Source organism: Arthrobacter sp. UNCCL28, assembly GCF_900102805.1.
Taxonomy (GTDB): Bacteria; Actinomycetota; Actinomycetes; order Actinomycetales; family Micrococcaceae; genus Arthrobacter; species Arthrobacter nicotinovorans_A.
The window spans coordinates 104970-114514 of the sequence record NZ_FMWE01000001.1 but is presented as its reverse complement, the minus strand read 5'-3'; the positions used below and the strand labels follow the sequence as shown (position 1 = coordinate 114514).

The window sequence follows — 9545 nt, the reverse complement described above, 5'->3', positions numbered from 1 at the left end:
GGGGACATGAGAGACCGTCCGGCCCAACCCCGGGGGACGTGCGAGAACGTCCGGTCCAACCCCGGGGGACATGAGAGACCGTCCGGATGCAAAAATGCCCGCCACCTCGAAAGGCAGCGGGCATTCACGCTTGATGAAGTATCTCTACTTCTTATTGCGGCGCTGGTGGCGGGTCTTGCGAAGCAGCTTGCGGTGCTTCTTCTTGGCCATACGCTTGCGGCGCTTCTTAATAACTGAACCCACGAAAGTTCCTTACAAACTAGAAGTTCCTGTCTGTTGGAACAGATCCGCGGAAGCAGACAAGTACAACTGACAGATTCTTACATTGACGTAAAACGTTCCTTAACAGAGTACCGCTTCAAAGGGGCACCCTGTGACCACGGTCCGCTGGACGGACCGGGAGGCCTCAGGCGGTCTCGGATTGTCCGTCCACCACTGCACCCTTAAGGTACTGGGCAACGGCCTCTTCAGGAACCCGGAAGGAACGGCCGAACCTGACGGCGGGCATTTCCCCTGAGTGGACCAGGCGGTACACGGTCATTTTGGAAACACGCAGGACGTCGGCCACTTCGGCCACCGTCATGAAACGCGCATTCGAGAAGTTAGTCTCTGCGGACATTTCCCATATTCCTTTGCTCTCAGACAGTAGGACACCCCCAGTAGAACGGTGTGCCGATGCTGAGCCATCCAACAACCATGTGCTAGATACTCTAGAGGCTGATGGGGCCAATGTGAAAGCATTTCCGCAAAGTGGGACCACGCTCCCTCCCCCCGCAGCTGACCTGCCGCCGACCTGCCCTGCCCCCACCGCTCACCCGCAGCGCCCGATTCGTGGGCTCGCTGCCGGGAGTGCCGGGCGCACGGCATGTTGCGCAGCAAAGCCACGAAACGGAGCCGGACCAACCTACCGCCGCGCCGCGCCTACAGGGCAACCACTGCCCGGCGCTTCCGGGCCGAAGCCGCGAGCTGCTCCAGCACCGACGCCGTGACATCCCACTCCATGCAGGCATCCGTGACGCTCTGCCCGTATACGAGTTCCTGCTCCCCGGCCAGTTGCTTGGCGGTGTCGAGGTTCTGGGCTCCGCCTACCAGGAAGCTCTCCAACATGACGCCGGCGATGGGCGAGGTCTCCCCTGCCTCAAGCTGCGCGCCGATTTCCAGGGCTACCTCTGCCTGGCGGTGGTGGCTCTTGCCGCTGTTGGCGTGGCTTGCGTCCACGATCAGGCGCGGGTTCAGCCCTTTGGAGGCGAGTTTGGCGGAAGCAGCGGCAACATCGTCCACTGAGTAGTTGGGCCCCTTGCGGCCACCGCGCAGGATGACGTGGGTGTCCGGGTTGCCGGAGGTTGCCACGAGAGCCGCGCGGCCGGCGTCGTCGATCCCCAGGAAGGCTTGCTCAGCGGCAGAGGCGCCGCAAGCGTCAATGGCCACCTGGAGGTCGCCGTCGGTGCCGTTCTTGAAGCCGATGGGCATGGACAATCCTGAGGCAAGCTGGCGGTGGATCTGGCTTTCGGTGGTGCGGGCACCAATGGCACCCCAGGACACGAGGTCAGCCATGTATTGCGGGCTGATGGGCTCGAGGAACTCGGTGGCAGTGGGCAGACCCAAAGCGGTGACCTGCTTGAGGAAGCCACGGGCGGCGCGCAGGCCCGCAGCGATGTCATGGCTGCCATCGAGGTGGGGATCGTTGATGAGGCCCTTCCAGCCAACGGTGGTGCGGGGCTTCTCGAAGTAGGTCCGCATGACGATCAGCAGGTCTTCCTTGTGCTTTTCGGCCTGGCTGACCAGCCGGCGGGCGTATTCGAGGCCGGCCTTGGGATCGTGGATGGAGCACGGGCCAACGATCACCAGCAGGCGGTCGTCAACACCGTCCATGATGGCGCGGACCTGGTCACGGCCGCGGTCGACGACGGCTGCTGAGCGGGCGTCCAGCGGCAACTCGGCGATGAGGTCCTGGGGCGCCGGAAGCGGCTCGAAGCGGGCTACCCGCAGGTTGGAGGTAGCGGGCTGATCCGGATCGGAGGCGGAATCAAGCGAGTCGGTGGGTTCTGCAGCGATGCTGGTCATGTCTGGGTCCTGTTCCGGGATGCGGAGCGGGCCCCTTTTCAGAACCCGCCGGATATGGCGAAGGGCAGAGAATGATCTCTGCCCTGTTGGCTCTGAAGGAAAGTTGGATGCGTGTCAGTTAGACGCGGGCCCCTCCAGAGCCAACGAAAAATACGCATACCAACGGTTTGTCATAGCCACACCATAACCGCGGTTCTTCAGACCGGGCAAATCGCGTCCGTCATGATGACAAAAGTTTGCGAAGGAACTCCAACTGCTTGATCCAGTGGTGTTCCTGCCCGCCTTCGTGGTTGTTGAAGCGGTACACCTCGATGTCCTTTTCGGGCGCACCGCCGGAAACCCCGTAGCTGTTGTAGCTCGCGAAAACAGTGGACGGAGGGCAGATGTCGTCCATTTGGGCAGCTGAGAAGAGTGCAGGCACGGTGGCAGCACGGCCCAGGTGCACGCCGTCGAAGTAGTTGAACACCGCCAGCATCGGCTCATATTTGTCGCGGTGACGCCCCAGGAACCCGGCAATTTCCGGGTACGGGCCGCGCGGGGTGATGTCGATCGCGCGGGGGAAATCCTGCAGGAACGGGACGTCGGGCAGCGCGGCGATCACGCCGTCGAGCCTTCCAGCCGTCAGCCCTGCGGCCGCCACCGTTATGCCGCCACCTTGGCTGACGCCTGCCAAAACTACCTTGGAAGGGTCGACGGTGGGATGGCTCTGCGCCGCTTCCACGGCACGGAACGCGTCCACGTAGACCCGCCGGAAGTAATAGTTGTCCTGATGGTCTGCTCCGCGGGTCATGAGCCCGGCATAGTTGTTCCCGCCCGCTGACGGGTGCGGGTCCGGGGTGTCCCCTGAGACGCCGCCATACCCCTGGCCGCGGGTGTCCATGATGAAGTGGGCGTAGCCGGCTTGTGCCCAGCGGGTGTTCTGGTTGACCAGTCCACGGCCGCCGGAGTAGCCAATGTATTCCACCACTACGGGAAGCTGTTCCTCCGCCTCACGCTGCGCGGGCAAGTGCAGCCAACCCTTGATGCGGTCTCCGCCGAACCCGGAGAAGGACACGTCAAAGGTGTCGATCACGGAGAGGTAGTTGTCCACAGGTTCGAACACGGCATCGAGCGGAAGGGACCTGGCCTCGGAAATGGTGAGGTCCCAGAAGTGATCAAGGTCTGCCGGCGGAACCGCGCTTGAGGTGTAGTCGCGGAGCTGCTCAAGGGGAAGGTCAAAGAGGGGCATGTGGACATCCTACGTCATGGTTTCGTGTGCCCCGTCACAGGGGCGGGCGCGCTAAAGAGGTGCGATGGACAGGTTTCTGTAGGCGGCTTTTAGGGGTGCCATCTGGCGGATCCCGAAATATCCACCCCCGAGCGGTTCCGGGGATGGGTCGGTCCAGGCAAAGAGCGGCAGCCCGTTGATGGAGAAGGCCACATGCGGGCCGTCCTTGACCACCTCGATGCCATAAAACCCATCGGCATCCACCGCAGGCGGCAAAGGATCCGCCCCTTGGGCCACGAGTTCGAAGCCGGCGCTCTTGCGGAGGTTGCAGGTTCGGAAGGCCCGCTCGGAGGCATGTTTGTGCCGGAAATACGAGATGTGGAGGGCGTCGATATCTCCCGAATGGTATTGCGGATAGAAGCCGGTACGCGGAGCCAAAGCGGAAGAAAACAGGTCCTCGCCACTGTGACCCCGTGCAGCGAAGAACACCATGGCCAGGCCCGGCTCCTCCAAGGGAAGGAACTCCCAACTGATCCTGACGTGGTCCGGCAGCTCCTCGGGGCACCAGAGCGTCCAATGGGCGTGGTCGCCGTGCTCGTCCGCGTCAAGGGAGCCCGACAGGACCAGAGCACTGGTGCCGTCGGCACCCAAGCCGCGCCCGCCGACGTCGGCACCCAAGCCGCGCCCGCCGTCGTCGGCACCCACGCCGCGTCCGTCGTCGTCGGCCGCTCCGAAAACCTGCGCAGAAAGCTGGACCGGCCCCTCGGGGATCCAATCAGCAACGTCGGCGGGGCCCCGCAACGGGTTCGAGTGGATCACGCACGCGCCCCCGCGTTGAGTGCCCCCGCGTTGAGCGCCCCCGCCGTGAGGGTGGCCGACAGGCCGTAGCCGAGGGCCTCCAACTGTTCCGCCACAAAGGCTGCGATCCGCTGCGCACCTTTCTCGTGGAAGTGCGTGTTGTCCTCCAGTCCGCCGGCCCAATGCGCGTGCTCCCCTGGTGCGAAATGGCAGAAGAGACCCTTGGAGCCTTCCTCCCCCAGTTCCTCGTAAAGCCCACGTGTCCATTCATTGAGGTCGATAACGTCCAGGCCGAGCTCCTCGGCAAGTTCCCGGACCACCGCCGGGTAGTCCCCCAAAGTGGCTTCCAGCGTGCCATCAAGCCAATGCCGGCGCTCCACGGACGTGCAGAGAATGGGAATGCCACCCTTGCTGCGGACCTCGGCCACCATCCGTTTGAGGTTGTCCGTGTAGCCGGTGCGGGCGGCCAGGTGTTCACGCTTCTGGTCGTTGTGCCCGAACTGGATCAGGACAACGTCCCCTTGGACGGTCTGGTTGATGAGCTGGTACCAAAGACCCTCCTCCCGGAACGACTCAGTAGTGGCACCGCCCTTGGCGTAGTTGTGGACGGCAGCCCACCAGTACGTCCCGGGGGCAAGGTGCGCACCCCAGCCGCTCATCGGATATTCGTAGCTGGGGCAGACAGCAACGGTGGAGTCGCCCGCGAGGAGGATTTTCATGATTGTCCTTTCATGGAAACAGCAGTCCCTAGCCCTTGACCGAGCCGATCAGCATGCCCTTGGCAAAGTGCTTCTGCAGGAAGGGGTAGAAGATCAGGATGGGCAAGGTGGCCACCACGATCACGGCAAACTTGATGCCTTGCTCGGGAGGGATGTAGGACGGATCCACGTTGCCGGTGCCCAGGAGGTCCGAGGCCGCCGTGACCTGGCGCAGATACATCTGCAGGGTCCACATGTTGTTATCGCTGAGGTAGAGCAGCGGAGACATGAAGTCGTTCCAGATCCCCACCGCGTAGAACAGCGCGAACGTGGCCAGCACCGGCTTGGACAACGGCAGCAGGATCCGCCAAAGGATCCCGATCTCAGTGGCGCCGTCCATTTTGGCGGACTCTTCCAGCTCGGCCGGGAGTTCCTGGAAGAAGTTCTTGATGATGATCAGGCTGAACGGGTTGATGGCTGCCGGCAGGATCAACGCCCAGTAGGAGTTCAGCAGGCCAAGGTCCTTGACCAGCAGGAACGTGGGAATCATGCCGCCGGAGAAGACCATGGCGAAGACCACCAGGGACATGATCAGCTTCCGGCCGCGAAGGTTCTTCTTCGCCAACGGGTAGGCCATGGTGACTGTCAGGATGAGCTGGATCAACGTGCCCACCAGCGTCACCAGCACCGTGGTGACCAGCGCCCTGGTGAAGGCGGGTGTGGAGAAGATGTACTCATAGGCGCCAAGGGTGAACTGCTCGGGCCAGACGAAGAACGCCCGCCGGGTGATCTCGGCCTCGTTGGCGAAGGAACCGGCAATCACGTAGATGAACGGCAACAGGGTGATGATGCCGATCAGGCTCAGGAAGACGTAGTTCGCGGCATCAAAGACCCGCCCGCCCCGGGTGTTGTGAATCTTCATTAGAACAGTCCGCTCTGGTTGAACCGCTTGGACAGCCAGTTGGTGCCAAAGATCAGCACGATTCCCACCAGGGACTTGAAGAGCCCGACGGCGGTGCTGTAGCTGTAGGCGCCTTGGGTAATGCCCACGAAGTACACGTAGGTATCAAAGACGTCTGCCACGCTGCGGTTGAGTGCGTTGGTCATGAGGTAGATCTGCTCGAAGCCGGTGTTGAGCATCTGCCCGATGGCCAGGATGAGCATGACGATGATGGTGGACCGGATGCCGGGCAAGGTGATGTGCCAGACGCGGCGGAACCTGCCGGCGCCGTCGATGATCGCTGCCTCATACTGGTCCTGGTCCACGGTGGCCAGCGCGGCGAGGAAGATGATGGTGCCCCAGCCGGTGTTCTTCCAGATTTCCTGGAGGACGATCAACGGCCGGAACCAGTTGGGATCGGACAGGATGTCCACGTTGGTCCCGAACAGGCCGTTCACGAACTGGAACAACGGTCCGATGTCCAGGGCGAAGAGCAGGAAGCTCAGTGACGCCACGATGGTCCAGGACAGGAAGTGTGGGATATAGACCAGCGTTTGGACGGTCCGCTTGAGCACCGAAAGACGGACCTCGTTAAGCAGCAACGCCAGGATGATGGTCAACGGGAACGCGATGCCCAGGTTCAGGAACGCCAGGATCAGCGTGTTGCCGAGCAGCCGCGGGAAGTCGGGGTTGGCAAAGAAGTCCGTGAAGTTGGTGAAACCCACCCAGGGACTGCCGTTGACGCCAAGGAACGGAACGTAGTCCTTGAAGGCGATGGACACCCCGTACATGGGCCCGTACCGGAAGATCGCGAAGTACAGGACTCCGGGCAACAGCAGCAGATACAGCCACTTGTAGTGCGCGAAGTGGACGGCGAACCCGCGCCGCCGCGACGGGGCGGGCGGCTTGGTGGCCACCCGCTCCGAAGCTTTGGCTTCTACAACCGGGGCAGTCACTTCTTGTTTTCCTGCCAGAGCTTATTGATTTCTTCCTTGACCTTGTCACCGCCGCTGGTGTTCCACAGCTTGATGGCGTCCTTCAGGCCCTGCTCGTCGGTCTGCCCGGCCAGGTATTTGATGCGGGCATCGGCCACGATGTTGTCCAACTGCGCGCCCTTGGCAACGTAGGTGGGTGAAACGAAGGCGGCTGCCGGGTTGTACACAGCGCTCTTGAGGTCCTCGGCCATGACGGATACGCGGTCATCGAAGACCTTCTGCTCGTACGCGGAGGCCTGCTTGACGGGGTAGAAGTTGTTGCCCGTGACGTTGGTGCCCAGCTGCGCGAAGCTCTTGATGTCGGTGTTGACCACCTTGCCCTCCGGGGTTTCGGGCTTGATGGTGGCGGCCAGGCCGTCCTCCACGGTGAAGTTCACGCCTTCGATGCCGTTGTTCATCAGGACGGCAACTTCCTTGCTGTTCAGCTTGTCCAGGAAGGTGAGGACGTTCTTCAGGTCCGCCTCGGTCTTGACGCTGGATTTAGGGATGGCCAGGAAGCCGGAGTAGCCGTCGGTGGGGTGCGCGTGCAGTTCCCCGTCGGGGCCCTTGAGGCTGCCGACGAAGCCCACTTTGTTTTCAAAGTCGTTCGGATTGGCTTGCTTGAAGAGGTTGATCAGCACACTGACGCGGGAGTCGACGTCGATAATGATGCCGCCCTTGCCGTTGAAGAACGGCTCGTTCCATTTGGTTCCGTCGAACGTTGCGAAATCGGGGTTGATGAGCTTCTCATCGACCATCTTCTTGACGAACCGGTTGGCTTCGAGGAACTCGTCGGTTTCGAAGCTGGGAACCAGTTTGCCGTCGCGCTCGGTCCAGCGGTTTCCGGCGCCGTACCAGGTTTCGATCAGGTCATAGGGGCTGTTGGTTCCCAGCGCACCCCACTTGGGGATGGTGATTCCGTAGGTGTCGTTCTGGCCGTTGCCATCCGGGTCCTGTTCGGTGAATGCCTTGGCAACCTTGTAGAGGTCTTCGGTGGTTTCGGGCGCTTTGAGGCCCAGCTTGTCCAGCCAGTCCTGGCGGAACATCACCGCAGCGCGGATCGGGTTGCGGCCGCGGTACACCCCGTAGACCTTGCCGTTGACGCTGGCGTTCTGCTGGACTTCCGGGAAGGTGGTCTTCAGGTTCGGGTAGTCCTTGAGCTTGTCCGTCAGGTCCCAGAAGGCGCCGGCTTCGGCGTTCTTCACGAAGCCGGGGGTTTTGCCCTGGACCACCAGGACGTGCGGGATCTCCGAGGACGCCAAGGTGATGTTCATCTTGTCTTCATAGGACGCGTTGGGCGTCCAGGTGATGTTGACGTCCTTGCCCGTGAGTTCCTCGAGCTTCTTCTGGACGGCGCCATCGGCGGTGGGAGGCTGCGCTTCCAGGAACGGCGCCATGATCTTGACGGAGGAAAGGTCCGACGCCGGCGCTTCGCCACCGCAGGCGGTCAGCGCCAGGGCTGCGGAAACTACGACGGCGGCGGCCAACGTGTGTTTTCTACGGATCATTGTCTTAACTGCTCCACTTCATCGGGGTTGGTGTCTTTCGACTCTTGGTTTGACGGCACACCGGGGAACCTTTTAAGGCTCCATATGTGCTGCCCACTTGCATCTTGATACGTTTCATTAGTACTCGTGCCAGAGGAATGGGCTACCAACTCACTGCTTCCTTGGACATCAAGGGAACGGTGAAGGACGGGCCGGCCTCCAAAGGCGGGTCGAGGACGGTTGAGCTCAGGCAAGGCTGGCCTCCGTAGTGGGGGTTGACGTGGGAACAGGACCGCCGGCCGCTACCGGCATTCGGCCAGCCCTTGGGGTGGCGGGCACCGGGACGGCGGCGGGCACCGGGAGGTTTGCAGGCGTTGCACCTGCAGTGGTGGGGGTTGACGTGGAAACAGGGCCTGGCATTGCACCGGCGTCGGCTGACATCGCTTCGTCGTTGGCAGTAAAGAAGCGGTCGCAGAGCCAGCCCGTGACGTACAACCAGGCGCCCACGCCGAAGAACGGGATCAGCCCCGGAACCGACCGACAGACGAACACGGCCGCGGCGGTCACGAACAGGAGAATCACGGTTCCAGCGAGGTGCCGCATGGCAAAACGCGAGGACATCAGGAAGTACTGCGGAAGGGACAGTTCATAGCGGGCGAACATAGGGAAGAGGTAGCAGACCGTCCCTGCAGCAAAGAGGGCGGCCAGCAGGATCCCGGCCGAAGCGATCTGCGAACCAAAATCCCAGCCCGCGGAGAAGTAGCCCCAATTCAAGGACAGCGCGACACCCACGACAATCAAGGGCAAACCCAGTGCGTTGCCCTTGGCAAAGTTCTTGAAGTACTCCCTGGCAAAGCGCCGCATCAAGGGTGCAGCATTTCCCCGCACCTTGTCACGCACCAGGACGTGGGCGGCAGCAGTACTGGGCCCGATCCCGAGGACAACTCCCCCGAGCACTGTGAAGGTCATCCACAATATGTTCAGGCAGGCAATCCACACGAGTGTGTCGAAGAGCGTGTAAGCGCGGAAGCCAAATCCTCCAGAGGCCATGGCGCTCCCCCCTTTCTCCATCGTTGCAGAACAGGCCCGCATGACTGCCGCTAGGATTCGCCGAAGAGCTTCGGAGCAACCGTGGTCGCCAGTCAGTTGGGGTAGGCCCCAGTGGGCCATGTCACTAAAGTAAACGCTTTCCCAGCAACTTAGACGCCGGGGAGGGGTCCAGTCAAGGCGTTTCTTGAATCGTTACATTTGGACTGCAGCCGCGATACACTGGGCGGAACCGGAACTGGGAAAGCGCTTGCTAGGTATAGCCTGAACCAGCCTGAACACTTACGTAACAACCCCGACGAAGGCGTCGCCGCCCTCGTTGCAGCGCCA

Annotated in this window: 10 protein-coding genes; all 10 read right to left on the bottom strand. The window is 62.0% G+C overall.

Annotation, left to right across the window (positions count from 1 at the left end; all coding sequences use genetic code 11):
- Positions 1-144: 144 nt before the first annotated feature.
- Positions 145-243, bottom strand: a complete 99-nt coding sequence (locus BLQ01_RS00490; RefSeq protein ID WP_003792170.1) for a 30S ribosomal protein bS22 — start codon at positions 241-243, stop codon at positions 145-147.
- 163 nt (positions 244-406) lie between these two features.
- Complete coding sequence (locus BLQ01_RS00485; RefSeq protein ID WP_017199160.1) at positions 407-619, bottom strand: helix-turn-helix domain-containing protein; 213 nt, start codon at positions 617-619, stop codon at positions 407-409.
- Between the two features lie 302 nt (positions 620-921).
- Complete coding sequence (locus tag BLQ01_RS00480) at positions 922-2064, bottom strand: 3-deoxy-7-phosphoheptulonate synthase (RefSeq protein WP_026541320.1); 1143 nt, start codon at positions 2062-2064, stop codon at positions 922-924.
- 220 nt (positions 2065-2284) lie between these two features.
- Positions 2285-3292 carry an acetylxylan esterase gene (locus BLQ01_RS00475; protein WP_091549712.1) on the bottom strand — a complete coding sequence of 336 codons (1008 nt, stop codon included), beginning with the start codon at positions 3290-3292 and terminating at the stop codon, positions 2285-2287.
- A 51-nt stretch (positions 3293-3343) separates the two neighbouring features.
- On the bottom strand, positions 3344-4090 hold the full coding sequence (locus BLQ01_RS00470) for a DUF1961 family protein (RefSeq protein WP_254779082.1): 747 nt from the start codon (positions 4088-4090) through the stop codon (positions 3344-3346).
- On the bottom strand, positions 4087-4788 hold the full coding sequence (locus BLQ01_RS00465; RefSeq protein WP_091549711.1) for a rhamnogalacturonan acetylesterase: 702 nt from the start codon (positions 4786-4788) through the stop codon (positions 4087-4089). Before BLQ01_RS00465 ends, BLQ01_RS00470 begins: the two co-directional genes overlap by 4 nt.
- A gap of 28 nt (positions 4789-4816) precedes the next feature.
- A complete protein-coding gene (locus BLQ01_RS00460) occupies positions 4817-5689 on the bottom strand; it encodes a carbohydrate ABC transporter permease (protein WP_091549710.1) in 873 nt (290 codons plus the stop codon).
- Positions 5689-6663 carry an ABC transporter permease gene (locus tag BLQ01_RS00455; protein ID WP_091549709.1) on the bottom strand — a complete coding sequence of 325 codons (975 nt, stop codon included), beginning with the start codon at positions 6661-6663 and terminating at the stop codon, positions 5689-5691. Before BLQ01_RS00455 ends, BLQ01_RS00460 begins: the two co-directional genes overlap by 1 nt.
- Positions 6660-8189: an extracellular solute-binding protein gene (locus tag BLQ01_RS00450; protein ID WP_091549708.1), complete on the bottom strand. Its 1530-nt coding sequence runs from the start codon at positions 8187-8189 to the stop codon at positions 6660-6662. The genes BLQ01_RS00455 and BLQ01_RS00450 overlap by 4 nt, the downstream gene beginning before the upstream one ends.
- Positions 8190-8414: 225 nt before the next feature.
- On the bottom strand, positions 8415-9218 hold the full coding sequence (locus tag BLQ01_RS00445; protein ID WP_091549707.1) for a YesL family protein: 804 nt from the start codon (positions 9216-9218) through the stop codon (positions 8415-8417).
- Between the last annotated feature and the right edge of the window lie 327 nt (positions 9219-9545).

Bases quoted from the DNA above. Each gene is read 5' to 3' on its own strand.
- BLQ01_RS00485 (WP_017199160.1), bottom strand. From the start codon at position 619: ATGTCCGCAGAGACTAACTTCTCGAATGCGCGTTTCATGACGGTGGCC.
- BLQ01_RS00480 (WP_026541320.1), bottom strand. From the start codon at position 2,064: ATGACCAGCATCGCTGCAGAACCCACCGACTCGCTTGATTCCGCCTCC.
- BLQ01_RS00475 (WP_091549712.1), bottom strand. From the start codon at position 3,292: ATGCCCCTCTTTGACCTTCCCCTTGAGCAGCTCCGCGACTACACCTCA.
- BLQ01_RS00465 (WP_091549711.1), bottom strand. From the start codon at position 4,788: ATGAAAATCCTCCTCGCGGGCGACTCCACCGTTGCTGTCTGCCCCAGC.
- BLQ01_RS00460 (WP_091549710.1), bottom strand. From the start codon at position 5,689: ATGAAGATTCACAACACCCGGGGCGGGCGGGTCTTTGATGCCGCGAAC.
- BLQ01_RS00450 (WP_091549708.1), bottom strand. From the start codon at position 8,189: ATGATCCGTAGAAAACACACGTTGGCCGCCGCCGTCGTAGTTTCCGCA.
- BLQ01_RS00445 (WP_091549707.1), bottom strand. From the start codon at position 9,218: ATGGCCTCTGGAGGATTTGGCTTCCGCGCTTACACGCTCTTCGACACA.